At 53.0% G+C, this 25,625-nt stretch carries 26 protein-coding genes; 5 read left to right on the top strand and 21 right to left on the bottom strand.

What is annotated here, in order from left to right; all coding sequences use genetic code 11:
• Positions 1-143: 143 nt before the first annotated feature.
• Genes cyoE through C9J01_RS14820 form a run of 4 tightly spaced genes read right to left on the bottom strand, consistent with a single transcriptional unit; the run spans position 144 to position 3,378 of the window.
• A complete protein-coding gene (gene cyoE / locus C9J01_RS14835) occupies positions 144-1,064 on the bottom strand; it encodes a heme o synthase (protein WP_107298941.1) in 921 nt (306 codons plus the stop codon).
• 50 nt (positions 1,065-1,114) lie between these two features.
• Positions 1,115-2,143 (bottom strand): COX15/CtaA family protein, encoded by a 1,029-nt coding sequence (locus C9J01_RS14830; protein WP_107298940.1) that lies wholly within the window; start codon positions 2,141-2,143, stop codon positions 1,115-1,117.
• A 12-nt stretch (positions 2,144-2,155) separates the two neighbouring features.
• Positions 2,156-2,704: a cytochrome oxidase gene (locus tag C9J01_RS14825; RefSeq protein WP_107298939.1), complete on the bottom strand. Its 549-nt coding sequence runs from the start codon at positions 2,702-2,704 to the stop codon at positions 2,156-2,158.
• Positions 2,701-3,378 carry an SURF1 family protein gene (locus tag C9J01_RS14820; RefSeq protein WP_107298938.1) on the bottom strand — a complete coding sequence of 226 codons (678 nt, stop codon included), beginning with the start codon at positions 3,376-3,378 and terminating at the stop codon, positions 2,701-2,703. Before C9J01_RS14820 ends, C9J01_RS14825 begins: the two co-directional genes overlap by 4 nt.
• A 29-nt stretch (positions 3,379-3,407) precedes the next feature.
• Here C9J01_RS14820 and C9J01_RS14815 point away from each other — a divergent pair, with 29 nt between their 5' ends.
• Positions 3,408-3,614 carry a DUF2909 domain-containing protein gene (locus C9J01_RS14815; RefSeq protein WP_039457142.1) on the top strand — a complete coding sequence of 69 codons (207 nt, stop codon included), beginning with the start codon at positions 3,408-3,410 and terminating at the stop codon, positions 3,612-3,614.
• Positions 3,615-3,672: 58 nt separating this feature from the next.
• Here the strand turns inward: C9J01_RS14815 and C9J01_RS14810 are convergent, their stop codons facing one another.
• The 6 genes from C9J01_RS14810 to lexA all read right to left on the bottom strand — a co-directional run bounded on the left by C9J01_RS14810 (position 3,673) and on the right by lexA (position 9,755).
• The gene (locus tag C9J01_RS14810) at positions 3,673-4,575 is read right to left on the bottom strand and encodes a cytochrome c oxidase subunit 3 (protein ID WP_107299086.1); all 903 of its coding nucleotides are present in this window, start codon (positions 4,573-4,575) and stop codon (positions 3,673-3,675) included.
• Positions 4,576-4,584: 9 nt separating this feature from the next.
• On the bottom strand, positions 4,585-5,127 hold the full coding sequence (locus C9J01_RS14805; protein WP_107299085.1) for a cytochrome c oxidase assembly protein: 543 nt from the start codon (positions 5,125-5,127) through the stop codon (positions 4,585-4,587).
• Positions 5,128-5,199: 72 nt separating this feature from the next.
• On the bottom strand, positions 5,200-6,810 hold the full coding sequence (gene ctaD / locus C9J01_RS14800) for a cytochrome c oxidase subunit I (protein WP_107298937.1): 1,611 nt from the start codon (positions 6,808-6,810) through the stop codon (positions 5,200-5,202).
• A gap of 14 nt (positions 6,811-6,824) precedes the next feature.
• Positions 6,825-7,970 (bottom strand): cytochrome c oxidase subunit II, encoded by a 1,146-nt coding sequence (gene coxB, locus C9J01_RS14795; RefSeq protein ID WP_107298936.1) that lies wholly within the window; start codon positions 7,968-7,970, stop codon positions 6,825-6,827.
• 283 nt (positions 7,971-8,253) lie between these two features.
• Positions 8,254-9,054, bottom strand: coding sequence for a class I SAM-dependent methyltransferase (locus C9J01_RS14790; protein WP_107298935.1), 801 nt, complete (start codon positions 9,052-9,054; stop codon positions 8,254-8,256).
• Positions 9,055-9,137: 83 nt separating this feature from the next.
• The gene (gene lexA / locus C9J01_RS14785; RefSeq protein ID WP_107298934.1) at positions 9,138-9,755 is read right to left on the bottom strand and encodes a transcriptional repressor LexA; all 618 of its coding nucleotides are present in this window, start codon (positions 9,753-9,755) and stop codon (positions 9,138-9,140) included.
• A 279-nt stretch (positions 9,756-10,034) separates the two neighbouring features.
• Between lexA and plsB the strand changes: the two genes are divergently transcribed.
• Entirely contained in the window at positions 10,035-12,485 is a 2,451-nt protein-coding gene (plsB, locus tag C9J01_RS14780; protein WP_107298933.1) for a glycerol-3-phosphate 1-O-acyltransferase PlsB, read from the top strand.
• A 236-nt stretch (positions 12,486-12,721) separates the two neighbouring features.
• Here the strand turns inward: plsB and ubiA are convergent, their stop codons facing one another.
• On the bottom strand, positions 12,722-13,576 hold the full coding sequence (gene ubiA / locus C9J01_RS14775; RefSeq protein ID WP_107298932.1) for a 4-hydroxybenzoate octaprenyltransferase: 855 nt from the start codon (positions 13,574-13,576) through the stop codon (positions 12,722-12,724).
• A complete protein-coding gene (locus C9J01_RS14770) occupies positions 13,573-14,118 on the bottom strand; it encodes a chorismate lyase (protein WP_107298931.1) in 546 nt (181 codons plus the stop codon). Before C9J01_RS14770 ends, ubiA begins: the two co-directional genes overlap by 4 nt.
• A 169-nt stretch (positions 14,119-14,287) precedes the next feature.
• Here C9J01_RS14770 and C9J01_RS14765 point away from each other — a divergent pair, with 169 nt between their 5' ends.
• Positions 14,288-14,701 (top strand): flagellar basal body-associated protein FliL, encoded by a 414-nt coding sequence (locus tag C9J01_RS14765; protein ID WP_107298930.1) that lies wholly within the window; start codon positions 14,288-14,290, stop codon positions 14,699-14,701.
• A 77-nt stretch (positions 14,702-14,778) separates the two neighbouring features.
• Here C9J01_RS14765 and glpD read toward each other — a convergent pair whose 3' ends face one another.
• The 9 genes from glpD to ftsY all read right to left on the bottom strand — a co-directional run bounded on the left by glpD (position 14,779) and on the right by ftsY (position 24,593).
• Entirely contained in the window at positions 14,779-16,293 is a 1,515-nt protein-coding gene (glpD, locus tag C9J01_RS14760) for a glycerol-3-phosphate dehydrogenase (protein ID WP_107298929.1), read from the bottom strand.
• A gap of 227 nt (positions 16,294-16,520) precedes the next feature.
• A complete protein-coding gene (locus C9J01_RS14755) occupies positions 16,521-17,282 on the bottom strand; it encodes a DeoR/GlpR family transcriptional regulator (protein ID WP_107298928.1) in 762 nt (253 codons plus the stop codon).
• A 167-nt stretch (positions 17,283-17,449) separates the two neighbouring features.
• Positions 17,450-18,820 carry a glycerol-3-phosphate transporter gene (gene glpT, locus C9J01_RS14750; RefSeq protein WP_107298927.1) on the bottom strand — a complete coding sequence of 457 codons (1,371 nt, stop codon included), beginning with the start codon at positions 18,818-18,820 and terminating at the stop codon, positions 17,450-17,452.
• A gap of 269 nt (positions 18,821-19,089) precedes the next feature.
• Positions 19,090-19,920 carry a rhomboid family intramembrane serine protease GlpG gene (glpG, locus tag C9J01_RS14745; protein ID WP_107298926.1) on the bottom strand — a complete coding sequence of 277 codons (831 nt, stop codon included), beginning with the start codon at positions 19,918-19,920 and terminating at the stop codon, positions 19,090-19,092.
• Positions 19,921-20,005: 85 nt separating this feature from the next.
• Positions 20,006-20,335 carry a thiosulfate sulfurtransferase GlpE gene (gene glpE / locus C9J01_RS14740; protein WP_107298925.1) on the bottom strand — a complete coding sequence of 110 codons (330 nt, stop codon included), beginning with the start codon at positions 20,333-20,335 and terminating at the stop codon, positions 20,006-20,008.
• A gap of 472 nt (positions 20,336-20,807) precedes the next feature.
• Positions 20,808-21,668: an RNA polymerase sigma factor RpoH gene (rpoH, locus tag C9J01_RS14735; protein ID WP_107298924.1), complete on the bottom strand. Its 861-nt coding sequence runs from the start codon at positions 21,666-21,668 to the stop codon at positions 20,808-20,810.
• 122 nt (positions 21,669-21,790) lie between these two features.
• Positions 21,791-22,717, bottom strand: a complete 927-nt coding sequence (gene ftsX / locus C9J01_RS14730) for a permease-like cell division protein FtsX (RefSeq protein ID WP_107298923.1) — start codon at positions 22,715-22,717, stop codon at positions 21,791-21,793.
• Positions 22,704-23,375, bottom strand: a complete 672-nt coding sequence (ftsE, locus tag C9J01_RS14725; protein ID WP_107298922.1) for a cell division ATP-binding protein FtsE — start codon at positions 23,373-23,375, stop codon at positions 22,704-22,706. Before ftsE ends, ftsX begins: the two co-directional genes overlap by 14 nt.
• Before the next feature lie 3 nt (positions 23,376-23,378).
• Positions 23,379-24,593 (bottom strand): signal recognition particle-docking protein FtsY, encoded by a 1,215-nt coding sequence (ftsY, locus tag C9J01_RS14720; protein ID WP_107298921.1) that lies wholly within the window; start codon positions 24,591-24,593, stop codon positions 23,379-23,381.
• 143 nt (positions 24,594-24,736) lie between these two features.
• On the opposite strand from ftsY, the gene rsmD reads away from it, so the two are divergent.
• Both rsmD and C9J01_RS14710 read left to right on the top strand, forming a co-directional pair.
• Entirely contained in the window at positions 24,737-25,342 is a 606-nt protein-coding gene (gene rsmD, locus C9J01_RS14715; RefSeq protein WP_107298920.1) for a 16S rRNA (guanine(966)-N(2))-methyltransferase RsmD, read from the top strand.
• Entirely contained in the window at positions 25,339-25,605 is a 267-nt protein-coding gene (locus C9J01_RS14710) for a DUF1145 domain-containing protein (RefSeq protein WP_107298919.1), read from the top strand. The genes rsmD and C9J01_RS14710 overlap by 4 nt, the downstream gene beginning before the upstream one ends.
• Positions 25,606-25,625 lie beyond the last annotated feature (20 nt).

The raw sequence follows: 25,625 nt of genomic DNA, 5'->3' as shown, positions 1-25,625 counted from the left end.
TAATATCCGACCCGCGATTATCATTGCTCTAGCCGCAAATAAAAAGCCCCCGTGGACAGAATCCACAGGGGCCATCCCCAGTCTGCAGAATGGGAATATTCTTCTACACCGCCCGGCACTATACCCGGGGGAGTGATTTCGTCTTATACCAGCAAGGCTGCCAACCAGTGATCGGCCAGCAACACCACAAACAGCGCCAGCAAATGCCAGATCGAATACTTGAAGGTGGCCCAAGCATGGCCCGGTTCATCGGCAAACTTGAGCTTCACCGCGTATCCGATAAAACCAAGGTTGAGCACGCTGCTTCCGGCAAGATACAACCAACCGCTCATTCCGGTTAACCAAGGGAGCAGACCCACCAGTGCCAGCATCAGGGTATAAAGCAGCACCATGGTCTTGGTATAGCCAATGCCGTGGGTTACAGGCAGCATTGGGATCCCCGCCTTGGCATAATCATCACGGCGATGGATAGCCAGTGCCCAGAAATGGGGTGGCGTCCAGGTAAAGACCAACATCACCAACAACAAGGCATGGGAGTGAAGTTCACCTGTCACTGCTGTCCAGCCTAGCAGGGGTGGCGCCGCCCCGGCAAGGCCACCGATCACAATATTTTGCGGTGTGGCATGCTTGAGCCATACGGTGTACACCAGGGCATAGCCAATCAGACTGGCAAACGTCAGCCATGCGGTCAGGGCATTGAGTTGCCACAGCACCACAAACCCCGCAACCATTAGCACACAGGCAAAAATTACCGCCTTGTGGGTTTCGACCCGTCCTTTGGCCAACGGGCGATGGTAGGTCCTCGCCATCTTGGCATCAAAGCGGCGGTCCAACACATGGTTGAATGCTGCTGCCGCTGCTGATTGCAAGCCGATCCCAACCAAACCAAACACAACGGCCTTGAGCGGCGGGATCCCAGGGACCGCCAAACACATCCCAACCAATGCCGTTAGCAACAGCATCGCAACCACTTTGGGCTTGGTCATGGTCAAATAGTCCTGCCACACCCTTCCTGATGACAGGGGCTTGTAACCCCCTTTTGCTACAACCTGACTCTTTGCCATACCCAGGCCCTCCTTTGGCTAATCCACACGCCTTTTCATCCGCTTGCCTATCAACTTCCCGTCCGGGAGGCGATTCGATTGGGATAGCGACCTGACTGCCGCATCCGGTATACCTGCATGTTCACCGCCACCAGCGATAACAGCAATAGAACCCCTGTCACGTTATGCGCCACCGCCACAGATAACGGCAGGCTGGCGACGACATTGGTAATGCCGAGGCTGATCTGCCCGGCCAGCAGCGCTACCATCAATACCGTAACGCCCCGCAGTGCCCTTTGCCGCCACAATAGGCAGGCCAGCATAACCAGTACCAACGCCGTGATGACTGCCCCGATCCTATGGGTAACATGAATCGTGACCCGTTGCTGGTAATCCAGCACCCCGTACTGGTAGGTATCGTGCTCTGGCTGGATCAGGGCAAAAGCCGAGGTATCGAAACTCTGCCTCCAATCCACTTCGCACAACGGCAGTTGGGTACAGACCACCGCCGCATAATTTGCTGCGGTCCAGCCGCCTAATGCGATTTGCCCAACAACAACCAGCAACCCGAACAACGCAAATGCCTGCAGCCCAGTACTGGTACCTATGGCAGATGGATGGGCAGGCTCCCTGCCTAACCTCAGCCAAAGCAGAAACAATAGCGATGCCGTAGTAAACCCGCCCAGCAAATGGCCCATCACCACGACGGGCATCAGCACCATCGTCACCGTCCACATACCAAGCAATGCCTGGAAGATAACCGTCGCGAGCAACAAGGTTGGTAACCCTTTAGGGCGGGAGGGTTTACACCACGCCATGATGTTGAGTGCCAAAATCATCAAGCCCAACGTACCGGCAACGTAGCGGTGCAGCATCTCATTCCAAGCCTTGTCGGCTTCGAACGGCGCATCAGGAAAGCGGGAGGCCGCCAGCGCCTGCTGGGTTACCCCTTTCGGCACCCCGGCAAAACCATAACACCCCGGCCAATCCGGGCACCCTAAACCGGCTTCGGTCAGCCGGGTATAGGCCCCGAGGGCAATCACGCACAGTGAAAGGGCAAACGTCACAGCCACCCAGAGACGGAAATTATCTTTTTTCATCACACGCTCTCCCTAGCCGATCTTCGAAATCTTCAGCAACCGCTTGAGATCCCTTAGCACATCCTTACCCTGCGCCAGCACTGCGACCTTTCCTTTGACCAAGGGGTAGGCCATCATCACGTTGCCGAGGGGATCGGCAATGTAGATAGCCTTGGCACCGTACTCCAAGGTTTTGAGCTGACTGACAACATAATCTGGCACCTGACGCTGCTCGATACCGGATACCTGCTTTTTCACTTCACCAGGTTGCTCATCGAGCGTATCACCATCGATGAGCAGAACACTGCCTAGCCTATCTTGCTCGGCACCGACTGCCTGGGGTACCTGGCGGAGATTGAACAAGGCTCCCTGGCACAACTCATCACACTGTTCTGGTAGCAAATAGATCAATTGCCACTGGCGGCTTTCACCCAGCCACTCCGACGCAAGCGGTGACTCCAACAGTTCACCTCGGTTAGTCACTCCGCCTTGGTACCAGTTAAGATCAAGCATCAGCTTGGCCAGAATTACCGGCAAGGCGAAAGCACCGAAAAGTAGTATTAACGTTCCCTGTTTCTTCATGGTTTACTCCGTCTCAACCACCAAAAGGCAAGTCCTGATACTGCCAGCGCCATCAAAAACCACTGCAGGGCGTAGGCATAATGTTTTTGCGGCCCCATTACCACCGGGATCCAAGTCTGATTTAGCGCCAGCGGACTATCTGGGTCAATCTGCAATACCCAAGAAGGCAGGGTTAAATCCATGTGGTTGGCCAAATCCACCATGCTGATATTCTGCACCCTGAGAGGATACCCTTGGCCCATCACCTCCGGCGCCAATTCCAGCAATGCCGAGGGTGGAGCAATAATACCGCTCACCAGTACCTCACCATGGTGCTCCGGTAGAACAGGAATTTGATCCCGGTAAGTTGGGGCCGCTATCCAACCCAAATTCACTAAGACCCAACCTTCATCAACCGCAAAGGGATACAGCACGTGGTAACCCGGCCGGCCCTGGTAAAGTTGGTTATCCAGCAATATCGCCTTGCTGTGGTCAAACTCCCCTCGCAGAGTCAGGCTGTACCAGCGTGGATCGGAGGGTAGGCTCGCCAAGCTGTAGTACATCTGCTCGCTGCGAAATTTGAGGGCATGGCCGAGGCTTTCTTTTTCCTGGGCACGGGTCATTTGCCAAAAACCCAACTTGACCAATGTCGCCAGTACCGCCACAGTAAAAAGAATAAAACCTATCCGACGCATGATTCACCCAGTCCTGACCGGAGACCTCTATGTTGCTGAAAGCCCTGATTGTTTGCCTGTTGATCTTTATCGTGCTGAACCTGTTCCGAGCCCTACCCGTTATGCTAAAAGGCAAGCAGGACCAACCTATGTCACGCCATCTTGGGCGCCGGGTATTATTCTCCGTCTTCCTATTCGCCCTGCTATTAATTGCGCTAGCGAGCGGCTACATCACACCGAACCCAAGGCCATACTAGGGGCCTTGTTTAGCCCCCTAGCCTCTAGCCTCTAGCCTCTAGCCTCTAGCCTCTAGCCTTACAGGATATACACGAACACAAATAGCCCCAGCCACACCACATCAACAAAGTGCCAATACCAAGCGCCGGCCTGGAAGGCAAAATGCTTCTCGGGGGTAAAATGGCCCCGCAAAACACGCAACCAGACGATGAACAGAATGATGGTTCCCAGGGTGACATGCAGGCCGTGGAACCCAGTCAGCATAAAGAAGGTGTTGCCGTAAATACCGGCATCAAGGGTCAGCCCCATATCTTCATAAGCATGGACATACTCGACACCCTGTAGGTAGATAAACAGCGAACCAAGCAGCACCGTCAATAGCAAAAACAGTTTGAGCTTAGGTCGGTTATCCTGCTCCAATGCCGTGTGGGCAATATGGACAGTGACCGAAGAAGCCAGCAGGATCAATGTGTTGTAAAGCGGCAACCCAATCGGCCCCATAGCAGTGGTTTCTGCCCCGCCGGGCGTCATGACCAAAGGCCACTGGGCGACAAAATCCGGCCACAGCACTTCATGGGTCATGGCATTGTTACCAGCCCCGCCAAGCCATGGCACCGCAATCATCCGGGCATAGAAAAGTGCGCCGAAGAAGGCCACAAAGAACATCACCTCGGAGAAGATGAACCAACTCATCCCCTGACGGAACGAGCGATCCATCTGGCGGCTATACAGCCCAGCCATCGACTCGCTGATCACATCACGGAACCAACCCACCAACATGATCAGCAGCAAGCCAACCCCGGACAGCAAAATCCAAGGCCCCTGACCACCAAAAAGATCCCCGACTGTTGCCCCTGCCCCCATCGCGATGAGGAACAAGGCAATCGCACCTACAATCGGCCAGGCACTGGCTTCAGGCACATAATAATTCTCGTGTGGAGGTGTCACAGACTGATCATGTTCAGAGTAAGGATTCGCCATCATTCAACCTCATTGCGTTTGAGCCGGCGCATCCGGCTGGGCGTTGTAAAGGGTATAGGCTAGGGTCAGGGTGTTGATGTCCTCTGGTAATTCCGGGTCGACATAGAAAATCAGAGGCAAACTGGCTGTTTCACCCGCTGCCAATGGCTGGCGGTTGAAACAGAAGCATTCGATTTTGTTGAGGTAACGGGCCCCTTGGCCCGGGCTGACCGAAGGCACAGCTTGGCCGACGGTCTCATTCCCGGTCAGGTTTTTGGCCTTATAAGTAATGGTGTGGGTCTGGCCGGGGTTGACCACCAAGGTTTTGACCTCCGGCTCAAACGTCCACTGCACACCAGGGTTGATATACGAGACAAACTCCACCGTCACTTCACGGCTGGTATCCACCCGCTCGCTGGCTGCAGCCTGGGTATCGGAAGTTTTACCATTGATACCGGTGATATCGCAGAACACATCGTACAAAGGTACCAAAGCAAACGCGAAGCCGAACATCGCCACCGCCATCAGGGTCAGGGACCAGATAGAGCGCTGTTTTTTCTTGCCAGGCTCCATGGTTCCCGGCACTTCAGGTCGCTTGTCAGGTTCTTGGTCAAACTGGGGCTTGTCCATCGCCATCCCTCCACTTTAATCCACTTTAGGCGGGGTCGAGAATGTGTGGTGAGGCGCAGGTGAGGCCACCGTCCACTCCAAGCCTTCGGCACCATCCCAAGGCTTGGCTGCCGCTTTCTCGCCACCACGAACACACTTCACTACCACCGCAAGGAAAATCAACTGGGACAACCCAAACAGGAACCCACCGATACTCACCACCGCATTGATGTCGGCAAACTGCAGCGCATAATCGGGGATCCGGCGTGGCATCCCCGCCAGGCCAAGGAAGTGCATCGGGAAAAATAGGATATTGACTGAAATGATCGAGCACCAGAAATGCCACTTAGCCAACTTCTCGTCGAACATATGGCCGGTCCATTTCGGCAACCAGTAATAGGCGGCTGCCATGATAGAGAAGATAGCCCCAGACACCAGGACATAGTGGAAGTGTGCGACCACAAAGTAAGTGTCATGGTATTGGAAGTCCGCCGGTGTGATGGCCAGCATCAGCCCGGAAAAACCACCAATGGTAAACAAGACGATAAAGGCAATCGCGAACAGCATCGGCACTTCGAAAGTCAGTGAGCCGCGCCACATTGTCGCCACCCAGTTAAACACCTTAACCCCAGTCGGCACTGAGATCAGCATGGTGCAATACATAAAGAACAGCTCTGCGGCGACCGGCATCCCGGTGGTGAACATATGGTGGGCCCATACCAAGAAGCTCAAGCCGGCAATCGAGGCGGTGGCATACACCATTGAGCTGTAGCCGAACAGCTTCTTGCGCGAAAAGGCTGGGACAATCGCCGAAATGATACCGAAACTCGGTAAAATCATGATGTACACTTCGGGGTGGCCAAAGAACCAGAAGATGTGCTGGAACATCACAGGATCGCCCCCGCCGGCAGCATCGAAGAAGCTGGTGCCGAAGTACTTGTCAGTCAACACCATGGTCACCGCCCCGGCCAATACCGGCATCACAGCGATCAGTAGGAAGGCAGTGATCAGCCAAGTCCAGACGAATAGCGGCATCTTCATGTAGGTCATACCGGGTGCACGCATATTGACGATGGTGACGATGACGTTAATCGCCCCCATTATCGAGCTGATCCCCATGATATGGATGGCGAAGACAAACAGGCCAGTACTTTCCGGGCTGTACGTCGTCGATAGAGGCGCATAGAAAGTCCAGCCGAAGTTAGGGCCACCGCCTTCCATGAACAATGAAGCCAACAACATGGCAAAGGCAAAAGGCAGGATCCAGAAACTCCAGTTGTTCATCCGCGGCAGCGCCATATCCGGCGCGCCGATCATCAAAGGTACCATCCAGTTGGCGAGGCCAGTAAAAGCTGGCATAACCGCCCCGAACACCATGATAAGCCCATGAACCGTGGTCATCTGGTTGAAGAAATTCGGCTCGACCAATTGCAGGCCAGGCTGGAACAACTCGGCCCGTATCACCATCGCCATCGCCCCACCAATCAAGAACATGGCAAAGCTGAACATCAGGTACAGTGAGCCAATATCCTTGTGGTTGGTCGTGAACAACCAGCGTTTGAGACCGGTCTGGTGGTGCTCGTGATGCTCATGCTGCTCGGTCTGGGTTTCCTCGACCTCGGTCTGCTCACGCAACATATCCGTCATCGTCACTCTCTCCCCTATAGCTCCTGACCGTCCATCACAGCCTGCACTTCAGCAGCCTGCACGGTGTCTCCGGTATTGTTATCCCAAGCGTTGCGTTCATAAGTGATCACTGCCGCCAGCTCCTTGAGGCTCAGCTGCGGACCAAAGGCCTGCATTGCCGTTCCCTGTTTGCCATGAACAACAATACTGATGTGTTCAAGCTTGGCGTTTGGGTCAACCGACAGCCCCTGGCCGGCGAGTCCAGGGAAAGCACCCGGGATCCCCTGGCCATTGGCCTGATGACACATAGCACAGCGGGTGTTGTAGACCTGCTCACCCAAAGTCATCAACTCATCCATATCCATCTGCATGGAAAGCAGGCGTTGCTCTTCTTCAAGTGCCTGCTGCTGGGCGACTTTGGTGGCCTGCAGCCACTCTTCATATTCCGCCTGCGGTTTGGCAATCACCACCACGGGCATAAAGCCGTGGTCCTTGCCACACAGTTCGGCACATTGGCCACGGTAGATACCCGGCTCGTCTATACGGGTCCAGGCTTCGTTGATAAACCCAGGGTTGGCATCTTTTTTCACGGCAAAATCCGGCACCCACCAAGAGTGGATGACATCCTGAGATGTGATCAGGAAGCGAACTTTTTTGCCGATAGGCAACACAAGCGGCCTATCCACTTCTAGCAGGTAGTTACTGCGCTTCTCACGTTCATTGGCAATTTGTGCTGGGCTGGTTGCCAGCAAAGAAAAGAATTCGACATCCTCGCCGAAATAGCTGTAGTGCCATTTCCATTGCGAACCGGTTACCTGAATCGTCATGTCGGCCTGAGAGGTATCTTCCATTGCCAACAAGGTCTTGGTGGCAGGGACAGCCATGATAATGAGGATAACGAACGGGATCACCGTCCAGAGGATTTCCACTTTGGTACTTTCATGGAAGGAAGCTGCAACGGCCCCTTTAGACTTGCGGTGATGGATGATAGACCAGAACATCACCCCGAAAACTACCAGCCCGATCACTACGCATATGTAGAAAATCGTCATGTGGAGATCAAACACCCGCTGACTGACCTCGGTCACTCCCTGGGTCATATTCAGTGGCATGGGTTGGACTTCTGCCTGTGCTGGCACAGCCAGCAAAACAAACAGACAGCACATCAGACGGCGAATCATCACCCGGCTCCCTCCTATCCTTTTCCTATCAAATACCCCCGCGAACACAAAGTAGTTCATGGGGACAGCGCAAAATGATTAGAGTCTTCCCTGCAGACGCTGTAGATGATTTGTCATCCACAGTTACACGGTTAACAGTTTGTTTACATTTTAACTTAGGACAGGATCGTGAGATTACGCAAAAAAATAGAAAGGAAAAGTAGAGAAAAAATCCAAGCTGGCATATTGCATGCTAGGTAGAAATAGGAAGTGCGTAGCAGCAAACCTATGCCAGCGGTGGGATTTACAGATGAATATGCAGTAGTACCGGCAACATACGGAATTTCAATCCGGGGATACGGGCTAACCAGCGTTGCCATTTTTGCCACCGCGAGCAGGCGCTGTCCATCGGGCTATAACGCCCAACTGCCGTTGCCCAAGGCAACCATTGCAACAACTTTCGCTGCGGGTCACGCAAAGCATGACCAAAGGGTTTTCCGACCCCCATTTTGCTCGCCAGTGGCGACTGGCACAAATCACCGGCGACCACCAAGCACAGCTCAAAGCGGCCAAAGTGACAAGCCAAAGACTGGACAACATGGGCCAACTCCACCTCATTCGAAGCCAACAACGCGCCATCGCACAACACCATCACCGGTGCACCCGACATCGGAGGCAAGGCTTGCAACCAGGACAAATCTGACGTGGAGCCTGGCAACATTCGGTAGCGCTCGCTGCGATGGAATAGACGTTGGCGCCACAGCAGGTTCTCACCCACATCGATATCAAACCAACGGCAACGGCCATTATCGACCCGGTAAAAACGGGTATCTAGCCCACTCCCTAGGTTGACGATCCGTCCATCGGGGTGACGTCGGAGGAAATGCTGGATTTGGCGGTCACAGATGAGTGTGAGGCTGGCATGTAGCAATTGCTGCTGGGAGACATTGCCTTTGAGGCATTCTGGTTTGAGGCTGCACTGGGTACAGGCGGCAGCGGCGACAGGATCATAAATTATGCGATCATCAGCCAGGCTTTCACGGCTACGAAGCCACAGCGGCTGGAGCAATTCGGCGGGAATATCATGGCGGACGGACTCTGTCATTATCATCTCCTTCTGACAAGAGGATGATAATGACTATCATTACCACTTGTAAAGTGGTAATGAAGATATTTTAAGCGGTGCGGTTACATCCAGTCAGTATTGCGGATCACCCCAACGGCGATACCTTCAATCGACAGGTGCTGGGTGTTGAGGTCGACCACGATAGGGGCAAACTCCTCGTTCTCAGCATGCAGCAGGACTTGCGCGCCTTTACGCTCGAGACGTTTGACTGTCACATCGTCTTCAACCCGGGCCACGACCACCTGGCCGTTACGGACATCTTGGGTTTTGTGCACAGCGAGCAAATCGCCGTCCATGATCCCGATATCCTTCATACTCATTCCGTTGACCCGCAGCAGGAAGTCAGCACGCGGCTTGAACAGCGCCGGATCCACTTCATAGTGGGTTTCAACATGCTCCTGGGCCAGAATTGGCTCACCGGCAGCAACCTGACCGATCAATGGCAAGCCGCTTTCTTCACCATCATTGCTGGCAATAAGGCGGATCCCACGCGAGGCGCCAGGAATAATTTCAATCACTTCTTTACGGGCCAGTGCCTTGAGGTGCTCTTCGGCAGCATTGGCTGAGCGGAAGCCGAGTTCACGGGCTATTTCAGCACGTGTTGGCGGCATTCCAGTATCTTCAATTTTTGCTTTGATCAAATCAAAGACTTCTTGTTGGCGCGGCGTTAACGGCTTCATAACTCACCCTGTCTTTTTATACAGTTCACTGTGAGTATATCCAGTGTTCTGCCGCTTGAAAAGGTTATTGTTTAGGAAAACAACAATTTTGGCGTAAATTCACCAACCGGGCTTCTTTCCTGTAAGCCCCCATTTCTAATACCTAAAAGGGATAGCAAAGACGGTATGTAAATCAATAAAAATGTCATATAACGGCAAGTCTGTGCTATTTCGCTGCTTATAACTGGTTTTTTTCTGCTATCCTTGCCACGCATTAAGAATTCGAGGCTAGTAAAAGATATGTCAAGTTGGCAGAAAATCTATCAAAAAATACTGGATTTGCCGCTTTCTCTGCTGGTTAAAACCCACTCTATCCCCTCCGATCCCGTTGCGGACCTGGAACTGGATTTGGAACGCCCGATTGTTTACATCCTGCCGTTCCGCTCAAACACAGATTTGATGACGCTGCGCAGCAGCACCCAGAAACTTGGGCTGCCAGATCCGCTGTCGCCGCTAGAGCTCAACGGGCAACAGTTTGTCCGCTATGTCTACATTTCCGATGGCCCAAGTGTCTTCGGTGACAAGACCAAGCTACCGCAAGAATCGATTGATTTGTTCACCGCCCTGCTTGAACACCACAAGCAAGACAGCGAACTGGATATCCAAGTTGTCCCAGCGTCTATCCTGTGGGGTCGCAAACCTGGCAAGGAAGAGAACCACAGACCGGTACTGCGTCCGCTCAATGGGCCAGAGAAGTTCTTTACCATTCTCGGCCATGGCCGTGACTGTATGGTGCGCCTAAGCCCGGCAGTATCCCTGCGCTACATGGCGGATCACCACGGTACTGACGACTCTATTGCCAACAAACTGGCAAGGGTGGCGCGTATCCACTTCTCACGCCAGCAACTGGCTGCATCCGGCCCCAAACTGCCGGACCGCCAGGTACTGTTCAACCGCCTTTTAAACTCCAAAGCGATTGAGAAAGTGGTGGCTGAAGAAGCAGCAAGCCGTGATGTACCGATCGAGAAAGTGCGCAAAGAAGCTGTCGATATGATGGAAGAAATTGCTGCCGATTTCTCCTACTCGCTGATCAAGCGTGGTGACCGCTTCCTTGGCTGGCTGTGGAACAAGCTCTACCAAGGGTTGAATATCCACAATGCCAAGCAGGTACGTAAACTGGCCCAAGATGGCCATGAGATTGTCTACGTACCATGTCACCGTAGCCACATGGACTACCTACTGCTGTCATACGTGCTTTACCAGGAAGGCTTGGTACCACCGCATATTGCTGCTGGTATCAACCTGAACTTCTTCCCGGCCGGGCCTATCTTCCGCCGTGGGGGCGCGTTCTTTATCCGCCGTAGCTTCAAGGGCAACCGCCTGTACTCGACCGTATTCCGTGAATACCTGGCCGAGTTGTTTGCCAAAGGCTACTCGGTGGAATACTTCAGTGAAGGTGGCCGCTCACGTACTGGCCGTTTGTTACCGGCCAAGACCGGTATGCTGTCGATGACCATCCAGGCCATGCTGCGCGGACTCAACCGCCCAGTCACCCTGGTCCCGGTTTATATTGGCTACGAGCACGTTATGGAAGTGGCAACCTACGCCAAAGAGCTACGCGGGAAACGCAAAGAGAAAGAGAACGTCGGCCAGGTGATCCGTACCCTGCGTAAACTGCGCAACCTCGGCCAGGGCTACGTCAACTTCGGCGAACCGATCCCACTCAACCACTACCTTAACGAACATGTTCCTGAGTGGCACAAAGATATCGACCCTATCGAGCCCCAGCGCCCACAATGGCTGAACCCGGTTGTTAACGATCTGGCCGTGAAGATGATGACCCACATCAACGACGCGGCGGCAACCAATGCCCTGACCCTTTGTGGTGTGGCGCTGCTTGCAGCCCGCCAACGTGCACTGAGCCGCGAGGATCTGGAGCAGCAGATCGACTGCTACCTGCAGTTGCTACGCAATGTGCCTTACTCGCAGCAGTTCACCGTGCCGGACGAAGATGCCAAGGCCATGGTCAAACATGCCCTTGAAATGGACAAGTTCGTGGTCGAGCGTGATAGCCTAGGTGAAATGGTGTCATTGAACCGCCAGCAGGCGATCCTGATGACCTACTACCGCAACAACATCATCCACCTGTTCGCGATGCCATCGCTGATCGCCAATATCGTCATCCACCACCAGACCCTGACTGTGGCTGAGATTGTTGAGCAAGTCAGCCGCCTGTACCCATTCCTACAGGCCGAACTCTTCCTGCGCTTTAGCAAAGAAGAGCTGGAATCGGTGATTGAAGCCCAGGTCGACGAGCTTGTTCGCCAGCGCTTGGTACTACGCGACGGCGATACGATTACGCTCAACAGCGCCCGTATCGGCCCGCTCCACCTATTGGCCCGCACCATCTCGGAAACCCTGCAGCGTTATGCCATTGCCCTGACCCTGCTCAACTCCGAGCCGCAGCTGATGAAGAGCGATCTCGAGCAGCAAAGCCAGATGATGGCCCAGCGCTTAAGCCGCCTACACGGTATCAATGCACCTGAGTTCTTCGACAAAGGGGTGTTTGCAACACTTGTGAAAACCCTGCGCAGCGAAGGCTACCTCAACGAGGAGTGCCACGCGGTATCGCAGCCAGTCGAGCAACTTGCCGAGCAGCTTGCAGCCTTGGTATCGCCAGAAGTGAAGCTGACCATCCAAGCGGTAATGAACCGCGAAGACCGGGGCGAAGAAACAGAAACCGAGGCCTAATCGCACTAGTGACCTCACTGAAAAGGGCTGCCATTTGGCAGCCCTTTTTTTGCCTGTTTGTGTATTGCTAACCCTTTCTTACCAATCGCGATGGCAAAGACTGGGCAGCTTTTGTAGCTATTGGCCTACGGTAACCCCAAAGCTTTCTCCTCATGTTTTTCTGCACCGCAGGTACAAAAAAAGCGCCGTTTGCGGCGCTTTTCGATAACCAGATAGATATGGCTTCAGCCATCAACCTAAGCCAGATAGGTACTGATTGCGATACCAACGCAGATCAACATACCGACGTAGTTATTGTTCAAGAAAGCCTTGAAGCAAGGTTCACGCTCGCGGCCTCGGATCAGCATTTGCTGGTAAACAAACAGCGACGAAGCCAACAGCAGGCACCAGTAATAAACCTGCGACATCCCCTCAATCGCCCCGACCGCTATCAGCAAGATCAGAGTGCCGAGCTGAAGTAGGCCAATGATCATCTTGTCGAAACGGCCAAACAGAATCGCCGTCGACTTAATCCCCACCTTGACGTCATCGTCACGGTCTACCATGGCGTACTGGGTGTCATAGGCGATAGTCCACAGGATATTGGCGACAAACAGTAGCCATGCCACCGTAGGCAGTTCACCCGCCTGGGCCGCATAGGCCATCGGGATCGACCAGCCAAACGCCATCCCCAATACCAACTGCGGCAGGTGGGTATAACGTTTCATAAAAGGGTAAGCCGCAGCCAAAATCACCGCCACCACCGACAGCATGATGGTCAGGGTGTTCATCGTCAGCACAAGCAGAAATGACACCAGCACCAACAACCCAAACAAGGCCAGCGCCTCGCGCTCCGAGACCTTCCCCGAAGGCATAGGCCGTTGGGCGGTACGTTTGACATGGCCATCGAAATTACGGTCGGCAAAATCATTAATCACACAACCTGCCGCCCGCATGAAAATCACACCGAGGACAAATACCAGCATCACATGGGGGTTGGGCATCCCTTCGGCGGCCAAAAACAACGCCCACAGCGTTGGCCACAACAGCAACAGGCTACCAATAGGGCGATCGAAGCGCGCCAGTTGCCAGAACGCTTTCATCTTGGTCATTTCCAACTTAGGGTCTCCTTATAAATCGGTGCTTCCTGCAAAAACAACTCTGCTACTAACAGCGGTTTGTCATTAAGCCACAACCGCGAGCGCCTAGCCCAGATCGGTTGGTGTTCGGTTCCGACATTCGCGACCACCAGCGCATCACGGCGCGCACTGCGATCGGTAAACACCCGGAACCCAAGTGGCATTTCCCCCAGTTGTGCCAAATCCTGCTCTTGGCCTGTCAGGGTGGTCATCGGGATCAGGGTCCTAGCAAATACCCATGGTACCCCATCTCCCTTCAGTACCACCTTGCGCAGCAGGCAGTCGACATCACCGATCAAGGCTCGCTCATCGTCAGTCAACCGCTCACGGCTGATCTGCCCCTGCTCTTCCAGGGACACGGTAAATGCCCGGCAATGGCGCTCGAACCGACGCGACAAGGAGTCCAACTCCAACAACCAATGCCCAAACTCAGTCCCTTCAATGACTGTTTGTTCCGGTGCCAGCCAATGGGCACTATCTAGCAAGGGCTTGTACAACTGTTTGAATTTCGACATCTTTCCAACAAAATCTCTACCCAATCGCCAGCTAGGGCTTGGTAGATCAAGGTTAATTTATTACCATGAAGAAACACTATTGTAGCAAGCTGTAACCAGTACGAATATCGTTACGATCGAAAGAAACTCATTTGCAGCCATAAAAACCAATAACTCTATGAGCATCATAATGAAATTGACTTTACCTGGATTACTTTTCCTGTTGGCGAGCTTTTTAGTGCCAATGTCAGCCCAAGCCAATGACGGCGCACCGGCCAACCCGCAATATACCTATTACACCCTGGCTCCAGATATCACCACCAACTATGTCACCCAGGGCAAGAAAATCGGTTACCTCCGCCTGCAGGTTGATCTCATGGTGGCAGACCCTTCCCTCATCCCGGAAGTCGAACACCATGCCCCGCTGATCCGCGATGCCATCATCAGCATTATCGGCCAGCAGCCCGAAGCCCGGGTCAAATCCCTGGCTGGGCGCGAGGAAATCCGCCAGGCCTGCCTCAACAAAGTGAACGAATTGCTGCTGATCGAGACCAACAAGCGACTGCTCACCGAGCTATTGTTTACCAAGTACCTCTATCAATAAACTGCTACCTTCCAGATACAACAAAGGCGCCCTAGGCGCCTTTGTATTCATCAACGGGTGTTAACTAACTTTCCCAATCAAGCCGCACTCTCATGGCCTGCTTGCCAGTTGGTGATGTACTCAGCCACTTGCTGCTGTTGTTCCTGGTTAAGGTACAAACCCAGCTTGCTGCGGCGCCACAGTACATCTTCAGCCTGCTGGACAAACTCGTAGCGCAGCAGGTATTCCAGTTCCTTAGCATAGAAGCCAGCACCAAAATGCTGCCCCATGTCGGCCTCGCAACTAATACCAGCCCAAATATCTTCGCTGCGGTTACCATAGTTGGTCGCCATACGCTCTGCCGCGACCGCTTCCAACCATGGGAACCGCTGCTGCAATTTCGCCGCGTGTACCTTGGCATCAAAACCGGCTTCGCCACCTGGTAGGTAGGCGTCCGCCGTCCAAGGCTGGGCCATTTGTGGGAAAAACGGTGCCAGCTTGGCCATCGCTGTCTCGGCCAGCTTGCGGTAGGTCGTCAGCTTGCCGCCAAAGATAGACAATAGCGGGGCTTGGTTGCCTTCCTGCTCCAGCTCCAACGTGTAATCACGGGTGATAGCTTGCGGTGAGTCAGACTCATCATCACACAGTGGGCGGACACCACTGTAGGTCCATACCACATCGTCACGGTTTAGCTTATTGACGAAATGGTTGTTGTAGACATCCAGCAGGTAGCCGATCTCATTGTCATCAATCGCCACTTCACGCGGATCGCCATTGTATTCAACATCTGTCGTACCAATAATCGAAAAACGGTCAAGGTAAGGGATCACAAACACAATACGGTTGTCTTCATTTTGCAGGATGTACGCCTGCTCCTCACCATGGACCCGTGGTACCACTATGTGCGAGCCTTTAATCAAGCGGATATTGCGTGGTGACGGCAGCGCCAGGCTCTTATCGTAGAAGGCTTTAACCCACGGCCCCGCCGCATTGACCAATGCATGGCAGCGGCGCTCAAATACCTCGCCGGTCACGGTATTGCGAACCGTCACCCGCCATAGGTCACCGTCACGCTCGGCAGCTTCGACCGAACAGCGGTTACGCACTTCACCACCACGCTGGGCCACTTCCATCGCATTGAGGATCACCAAACGTGCATCATCGACCCAGCAATCGGAGTATTCAAAACCCTTGGTAATTTCCGGTACCAATACCGAGTCAGTACCAAATTTCAGGCCGCAACTTGCTGGTAGTGTGGTGCGCTTGCCAAGGTGGTCATATAAGAACAAGCCGGCGCGGATCATCCATGCCGGGCGCAAATGTGGGCGGTGCGGCAGGCGAAAGCGCATTGGACGAGCAATATGAGGGATTTTTTTCAGCAGCACTTCCCGCTCAGCCAGCGCTTCACCAACCAAACGAAACTCATAGTGCTCGAGGTAGCGCAGGCCGCCGTGGATCAGCTTCGAACTGGCCGATGATGTCGCCGAGGCAAAGTCCTGAGCCTCATACAACCCCACCTTCAAACCTCGTCCAGCCGCATCGGCAGCAATACCTGCCCCGTTGATTCCGCCTCCGACGACGATTAGATCCAATACTTCGTTATTTGCTGCCATATCACCACCTCTGCTACCGACTTTCGTTTTAATGTTCCAATTCGCGCATAAATGTTCGCTTACGCGCATAGTAGACAATAAATTGATTGAGATCATCATTATTATGCTCGAATGTTTAAGTAATTATGATCGAACTGGCATTTTTGCGAAAAAAAAGCGGGCTGCTAATGTAGCAGCCCGCTCGTTTGAACAGGGGAAATGGCCTGTAAGCCTATGACATTGAAGGATTACTGAATAATTTCAATATGTGTTTCATGCTCAGCCAGCCGCTTGCCTAGCTCTTCCGGTGGCGTCTGGTCAGTAAATAGCATGTCGATCTGGCTGATGTCACCTAGATTAACCATGGCATTGCGGCCGAACTTGGTATGGTCGACACCAAGCATGACACAACGGCTGTTCTCGATGATAGCCTGCTTGACCCGTACTTCATGGTAGTCAAAATCAAGCAATGAGCCGTCAAGATCAATGCCGCTGATCCCCAAGATGCCAAAATCGAGGCGGAACTGGGAAATAAAGTCCAGGGTCGCTTCACCCACAATCCCGCCATCGCGGTTACGGACTTCGCCGCCAGCCAAAATCACCCGAAAGTCATCTTTACCGGTCAAGATGCTCGCGACATTGAGGTTATTGGTCACGATACGCAAGTCATTATGGTCAAGCAGCGCCCGGGCGACGGCTTCAGGAGTGGTACCGATATCAATGAACAACGTTGCCCCATCCGGGATATGGGCAACCATGGCCTGGGCAATGTTATCTTTCTCGGCCAGTTGCATCACCTTACGGGTGCTGTAGGAAGTGTTGACCGAGCTCGATGGGATAGTCGCCCCACCGTGATGACGACGAATTTTGTTGTCTTCCGCCAGTTCATTGAGATCCCGTCGGATTGTCTGCGGGCTGACATTGAACCGTTCAACCAAGTCATCAGTGCTGACATAGCCCTGGGTTTTGACGAGATCAATAATTTCCTGGTGACGTTTACTCTGCTTCACGACTGACGCGGCTCCCTTTCGCTGTGGCCTGGTACCCTAACAAGCACTCTTATGAAATCGATATCATTAAGGCAAGAATAGCTTGTAAAACAACAAGGCTCCGCCCAATGCGAAGCCTTGTCATATTACCTAGGGTCTAATCAAGATGCCAATGATGGCGCTCCCAATCATGCATTTTGTGCTTGCTGACCCGCTTCTTTCTCACGGTGCAGACGGCTTTCACCAATCAATGCCAACGTCAGGAAGAAGATTGATAGGCCACATGATGCAGTCAGCACCATAAAGCCACCATCCCAGCCGAAGTGGTCAACGGTGTAGCCTAGGATAGCATTGGCCGCGACCGCACCACCTAAGTAACCAAACAGGCCAGTCAGGCCAGCCGCTGTACCAGCCGCTTTCTTAGGTGCCAGTTCAAGCGCGTAAAGGCCGATTAGCATTACCGGGCCATAGATCAGGAAGCCGATAGCAACCAGTGCTGCCATATCAACTGCCGGGTTACCGGCAGGGTTGAACCAGTAAACCAATACCGCAACCGTTACCAACGCCATGAACAAGATACCTGCCGGCGCACGGCGGCCTTTGAAGAATTTATCCGACATCCAGCCACACAGCAGGGTACCCGGGATACCGGCCCACTCATACAGGAAGTAAGCCCAAGACGACTTATCAACGGTGAAGTCTTTCACTTCGCTTAGGTAAACCGGTGCCCAGTCCAGTACCCCGTAGCGGATCAGGTAAACAAAGGCATTCGCCACAGCGATGAACCACAATAGTTTGTTGTTGAAGACGTACTTGAAGAAGATTTCTTTCGCCGTCATCTCTTTTTCATGAGAGGCATCATAGCTATCCGGATAGTCATCCTTGTGCTCTTCGATAGAAGGCAGGCCACACGACTGAGGCGTATCACGCATTACCAGCAAAGTGAATGCCGCTACCAGCAAGGCAAAGAATGCCGGCACGTAGAACGCTGCCCTCCAGTCATCGTTGAATGCCCACAAGCCAAGCAGGAACATCGGGCCGATCAGGCCGCCACCAACGTTATGGGCAACGTTCCAGACCGATACAACCTCACCCCTTTCCTTGCGCGACCACCAGTGCACCATGGTCCGGCCACAGGCAGGCCAGCCCATACCCTGGAACCAACCGTTCAGGAACAATAGGATAAACATGGCTGCAATACTGCCCGTTGCCCATGGCATAAAGCCAAAGCACAGCATGACAATGGCCGACATACTCAAACCTGCCGCGAGGAAATAGCGCGGGTTAGAGCGGTCAGACACGCTGCCCATCAGGAATTTAGATAGGCCATAGGCGATAGAGACTGCAGCAAGGGCAACACCCAGGTCACCGCGGCTGTAGCCGTATTCCTCGATAAGATAAGGCATTGCCAGGCTGAAATTTTTTCGCACAAGGTAGTAGCCAGCGTAGCCAATGAAAATACCGGCAAACAGCTGCCAACGCAGGCGCTGGTAGGTGGAGTCAACCTTGCCATCGGGCAGACGCTCCCGATGCATAGCCGGTTTGAAAATACCAAACATAGAATGTTCCTTTTTATAGTGTTTTTGCGATGGTATGGGTACAAACGAGTACAAGACGAGCGAAAGTAATCAATAACGCTCAAGGTATGCAAATTATTGCTCTAATGAAGGTAAGAAAATGTGAATAGTGTCAAATAGGTAGATTAAATCGCTGGATGGGCAATAAAAAGCAGGGGATTTTAGCGGAACTACGAGCCAAACTGATATATCAACAAAAAAGGTGAACATCCGAATTGGGATGTTCACCTCTTTTTCGAGTCAAATTCGGCCTATCGGCGCAGTTTGGCGTCCACCCAACCAAGGGCACAGCCACTGAGCAGGCCAAAAAGATGCGCCATATTGGCTACCGACATGCCCAGTACATCGGCAAAACCCAATACCAGCCACACCAGCATGAACACGACATAAGGCTTGGGGATCGACAATCCGCGGTTAGGTGCCAGCCAACCCATCCACCAGATGTACCCCAGCAAGGCATAGACGACACCGGACAAGCCGCCGAAATTCGGGCCGTGGAACCAAAACTGGGCAAAACCGGAAACCAGCGCCGAGATGAGGAACACCTGCAACAGCTTGGCACTGCCACTGTGCCTTTCCAACTGCCCGCCGAGGATCCACCACCACAGGCAGTTGAACACCACATGCAGGGTCGAGAAATGGATCAGCGCATGGGAGAAGAAACGCCACAGTTGCCACTCATCGCCATCCATCAGGGGGAAGTGCATCAGGCTAAAGACAGGCTGCTGCATCCCCAGTAACCACAACAGGTAGATCACGATAGATACCACCATCACCAGCAGGGTGAATGGCCCAGCCTGAGCGCGAACCAAGCCCAGCAAGCTCGGGCTGCGGTAATTAAACTTGGCGGTCCGGGTCTCCGCAACCTCCCATGAGGCTGCCTGGTACTTGAGGTCAGACGGATTGGACAGGAACTGGTTGAGCTCAGCCTCTGCCTCCACCAAATGCTGCCCGTCTTCGAGCCATAAGGCAAACAGGCCTTCCGGCTCAGGGGCCATCACCAGCGAAATACCTCGCGAGGCCATGTAGTCAATAAACGCCTGCGCCTGGCGAGGGTTGTTCAATCCGGCTAAGCGGTGCATATCGGTCTCCACATGAAGGGCTTGGCGGCAATATCAGGTCGATATACCAAGCATGTCCTGCCCTCCCCGCCAGGATTGACCTAAATCAGGCCATCTGGACGCAAGGGTATGCGTTGCGCTTCCAGGCTTCAAACCCACCATCGAGGCTGTAGACACAGTCGAAGCCTTGGTGGATAAGATATTGGGCAGCCCCTTGGCTACTGATACCGTGATAGCACATCACAATCACAGGTTGCTCGAAATCAACCTCATCCATAAACGCCACCATTGTATCATTAGTTAGGTGAAACGCGCCTTCAGGATGACTCAAGGCATATGACTGGGGATCGCGGATATCAACAAGTACCGCCTCGCTGTCCTCTTGGGTGAGCATGGTATAAGCCTGCTCAGCCGAAATATGTTCAAATTGATCCATAAATTACGCCGACTCTTATAATGATTGATCAACAGGCAGGATCGCCCTACCCGATAAAACGTGACGATCGTCCGTTTTGGTCAAAACCATCACGCGCCGTCTTGTCTCGACATTGTAACCGATCAAGTTACTCACAACCCCATCGAAAAAATAAGGTTAACCGCCAAGGCCAAAAATCAAGCTAAGCCGCGTCACGCAAGGGCTGGCAACTTACCTTTAAAATCCCCAAGGCCTCTTCTGATCAAAACACCACCAGCTGTGGAAAAAACTGTGAATTGCGTTGATAATGTGTTTCATGAAATTTGGATCCACTATATGTAGATCGGATCATGTAAAAACCTGTGGATAAATCTGTTTCAACTTCACACTTTTACTTTGTTTTGTGATCTATCCCTCAGATTTTAAGCACAAAAAAACCAGCCTTTGGCTGGTTTTCTCGTTATGCGATTTGTGGATAGTTTACCGAGGATCCTCAGGCAAAATCACCCACCGCTTCTTTAAGCTTTTTCATCGCATTTTTCTCTAGCTGACGGATCCGCTCGGCAGATACCTGATAGTGCTCAGCTAGCTCTTGCAAGGTCGCCTTGTTGTCTTCCAGCCAGCGCGAACGCACAATGTGCTGGCTTCGGTCATCGAGGCTAGACAGGGCATTCGACAGGCGGTTGTTGGCGTGGGTTTCCCAATTGTTTTCCTCAACGCTCAGAGCAACGTCTGACGATTTATCCTCAAGGTAATACGCAGGTGCGCTGTAACTGGCTTCGCGATCATCGTCTTCTGTCGGCATTTCGAATGCCGGATCCTGTGCAGCTAGGCGGGATTCCATCTCGCGGACTTCATTTGCCTCTACACCCAACTGATCAGCGACCATCTGCACTTCGTCATTATTGAACCAGCCAAGGCGTTTTTTCGCCTTACGCAGGTTGAAGAACAGTTTGCGCTGGGCCTTGGTCGTCGCCACTTTGACGATACGCCAGTTACGCAGGACGTACTCATGGATCTCAGCTTTGATCCAATGGACAGCGAAAGAAACCAAACGGACGCCTACTTCAGGGTTGAAGCGCTTGACCGCTTTCATCAAGCCAATGTTACCTTCCTGAACCAGATCAGCCATTGGCAAGCCGTAGCCTGAATAGCCACGAGCAATGTGAACAACAAAGCGCAGATGGGACATGACCAATGCCTTTGCCGCATTGAGATCACCATCAAAATGAAGACGCTCAGCTAACTCGCGCTCCTGCTCCGCCGACAGCATAGGATAGCTGTTGACGCTCTGGACATAGCTATCCAGACTATCTGCAGTGACTAGAGCCATTGAAGTCATCTCTTGTGCCATTCAACAAACCTCGTTTATTTTTTGTACCAATGCGAAATTGCATGAACCGACAATGATGCCTGTAAAATAGGCCTCATTGCAAGCAAGCCGCGTAATTTACCCTATTTGTAGAGTTAAAAATGTCAGATAGGTTCAATTTCTTTCAAATGGCGCCCAGCGGACAAACGCGCTGCCAGCAGCCCAAGAAATGCCGAGATCATCAACAAGATCAACGACTCATCCCAACCTAATCCAATCATCCTGAACGGGCTATCGTACAAATCCGCCAAATGCGCTACCGCACCATCGAGCAATATTGACACGATAAATGTCAGCACCCAGGCAGCTATCCCGCCAATCAAACCATACCAAACCCCGGTATAGAGATATGGACGTAGGATAAAGCTGTCGGTCGCCCCGACCAGCTTCATCACCTGGATTTCATCGCGCTGGTTGAGTACCTGCAGGCGTAGGGTATTACCCACAATCAAGAAGACCGCAAACAGCATCAGCCCGGACATAATCATAGCCAGAATAATGACAAGTTGCTTAATCGCAGCCAAACGCTGGAGCCAATCACTGTCGAGGCGCACCTCATCGACCCGGTTTTGCATCCGCAAACGCGACGCAAGCTCGGTAGCCTTGGCATCGAGCTGCCACGCCTCGGTTGGTTTAACAACCAACACGGCTGGCAACGGATTATCATCGAGTAAACTCAGAGCTTGTTCAAAGCCTGCCTGCTGACGAAACTCAACCAAGCCTTGCTGTGGAGAAATGGCCTCCAAGCTGTCGATTTCCGGCCACTGGGCCAACTCGTCATGCAATAGCTCTGCCTGCCCAGTAGATGTACCCGGCTCCAAATAGATGGTCATCTGGGTCGGGTTCTGCCATACCTGTGCCACCACGGTGACGTTTTTGGCAAACAGGTAGAAACTCGCAGGTAGGGTCAAGGCAAAAGCCAACACTGCCAAGGTCAGGATATTGCCGAGCGGACGACGCATCATGTCTGCGAGTGACTGCTTACATTGCTGCTTGTGCAAGGCAAAAAAACCGGTTTTATTTTGCGCCACTGGCGAGCTCCCTTAATTGTCCCTGGTACAGATCCAAACGGCGGTAATTGTGAGTGGTCAACAGCGAGGTATCGTGGGTCGCCATCAGCACAGTGACCCCGACCCGGTTGAACTCCTCGAACAGGGACATGATCTGCTGCGACAATGCCGCATCAAGGTTACCGGTTGGCTCGTCGGCCAAAAGTAGCATCGGCTTGTTGACAATCGCCCGGGCAATACCGACCCGCTGCTGCTCACCACCAGATAGCTGGATGGGCAAGTAACGCGCTTTATCAAGCAGCCCCACCTTATCAAGCGCCGCGGATACCCGGCGCTTGATCTCGTTCTCGGTAGCTTGCTCAACCCGCAACGGCAGGGCCACGTTGTCGTAGATAGTCCTATCCATCAGCAACTTATGGTCCTGGAAAATAATACCGATATTGCGGCGCAAAAACGGGATCTGCTTGCTGCCGATACGGGTAATATCATGGCCATTGAACATGATTTTGCCGTCACTTGGCCGTTCGATGGCGCATATCAGTTTCAGCAGGGTACTCTTACCTGCACCTGAGTGCCCAGTCAGGAACGCCATATCTGCAGGCTGCAGATGGAAATCGACCTTTTGCAGGGCCTGGCGTCCGCCCCGATAAGCCTTACTTACCTGCTGAAACCGAATCACACCTTAATCCTCGTCACTAAATAGCGCTTCGATAAACTCATCTGCCGCAAATGGGCGCAAGTCTTCAATCCCTTCACCGATACCGATGTAGCGGATTGGGATATTGAACTGATCAGCAATGGCAAAGATCACACCACCCTTGGCGGTACCATCCAACTTGGTCAGGGTAATACCGGTTACCGGGGCAACCTCACTGAACAATTTGGCCTGGCTGATCGCATTCTGGCCAGTACCTGCATCGACCGTCAGCATAATTTCATGCGGCGCATGCGGATCGACCTTCTTCATCACACGGACAATCTTGCGCAGCTCTTCCATCAGGTTGCCCTTGTTCTGCAGGCGGCCTGCGGTATCGGCAATCACCACATCAACATTCTTCGCTTTGGCTGACTCGATAGCATCGAAGATCACCGAGGCACTGTCCGCACCGGTATGCTGGGCAACAACCGGCACGTTGTTACGCTCACCCCAGACCTGCAGCTGTTCAACAGCTGCCGCACGGAAGGTATCACCGGCTGCCAGCATCACAGATTTACCCTGGCTCTGGAACTGCTTGGCCAGCTTACCGATGGTTGTGGTCTTACCGACACCGTTAACACCAACCATCAAAATGACGTAAGGCTTTTTGGCTTCATCAATCACCAATGGTTGTTCAACCTTGGCTAGCATGCCAGACAGTTCTTCTTTTAGCAGGCCGTATAGGGCATCACCGTCTTTCAGGGACTTGCGATCCGCCTTATCGGTCAGGTTCTCAATGATCTTGAGGGTGGTATCCATACCGACATCGGCCACCAGCAGTTGCTCTTCCAACTCCTCGAACAGGTCGTCATCGATTTTCTTGCCACGGAATAGGCTAGCAAACCCGGAGCCAAAGTTGGTCTTGGTCTTCTTCAAACCACGCATTAGGCGGGCAAAGAAACCTTCGCTCTTTGGTTTTTCCTGCAGCGCCTCCGCTTGCTGTAGCTGCTCTTCTTGCAGCTGTGCCGCTTGGGCCTTGGCTTCTTCTTCCGCAACGACCTGGGCGGCTGCCTCAGCTTCCGCTTCCGCTGCTGCCTTGGCGGCAGCTTCGGCTTCTTGTTGTTCTGTCGCTTGTTCTTTTACTGCTTCAGCCTCAGCTGAAACCGTTGATTGTTCTTGATTTTGTTCGGTTTGCTCGGTCTGCTCCTCAGAGCCAAAACCCAACCACGAAAATAATCCGCGTTTCTTTTTTTCTGCCATTGGCAAATCCTAGAGCTTGATTGGTACAATTTGCGGCCTAAACACAGGTGTATACCCCCAGCGGCATGATTTCGGCATCATGTTTTCGCCTACAGCCAAGGGGTTTAGGTATACTATCATTTTCTAAACGGTCGAAGAAATCTATGACAAGACGCAGACAACAATCAGGGCGAAATATGCCAAACAGCCGCCGTGACGGATTCGTTCGGATCATCAGCGGACGCTGGCGTGGGCGCAAACTTCCTGTCCACGACGTTGAAGGCCTCCGCCCAACCACAGACCGCGTCAAAGAGACCGTTTTCAACTGGTTGGCACAAGATATTATCGAAGCACGCTGCCTTGACCTGTTCACCGGCAGCGGTAGCCTGAGCTTCGAAGCCCTGTCGCGCGGTGCCAGACATGTCACCATGCTCGAGCTCGACAAAAAGGCCGCTGATCAGCTAGAAAAAAACCGCGCCACCATCGGCGCCGACAATGCCAAGGTCCTCAACACCGACAGCCTGGCTTTCCTCAAGCAAGTCGGTACCCCGCATGACGTGGTGTTTATCGACCCACCGTTCCGCAAAGATCTCATCGACGAGGCGATCGCCCTGCTTGAGCAGAATAACTGGCTATCACCCCATGCGGTTATTTACATTGAGGCCGAGAAAGAACTCGGGGAGCTAGTGACACCAGCACACTGGCATCTCCACAGGGAAAAAACAGCGGGACAAGTCTGTTACCGCTTATTCGAAAGAGAGGAAGCATGAAAGCACTAATTTTACTTGCCAAGGCAGCCATCGGCTTTGTCTGGCTAGTTTTGCTCATCAACATTTTCCACCCGTTCCCGGGCGTCGCGGCCATGGCGCTCTACATCATGACAGCCTTCCTGTTTATGATGCATGGCCTGCAAATGCTGATTTTCATCGGCGCCTTCGGCGACAAGATCACCATGACCCGGTGGGAAAAGTGGTCAATCCTTATCTTCGGTATCTTTGCCCTGCTTGATATCAGGCGCAAACATATGATGTAAAAAAACGAGGCCCGTTGGCC

It is taken from the genome of Photobacterium rosenbergii (genome assembly GCF_003026455.1).
Lineage (GTDB): Bacteria > Pseudomonadota > Gammaproteobacteria > Enterobacterales > Vibrionaceae > Photobacterium > Photobacterium rosenbergii.
The sequence above is the reverse complement of the archived record's forward strand: the minus strand, read 5'-3'. Positions and strand labels throughout refer to the sequence as shown.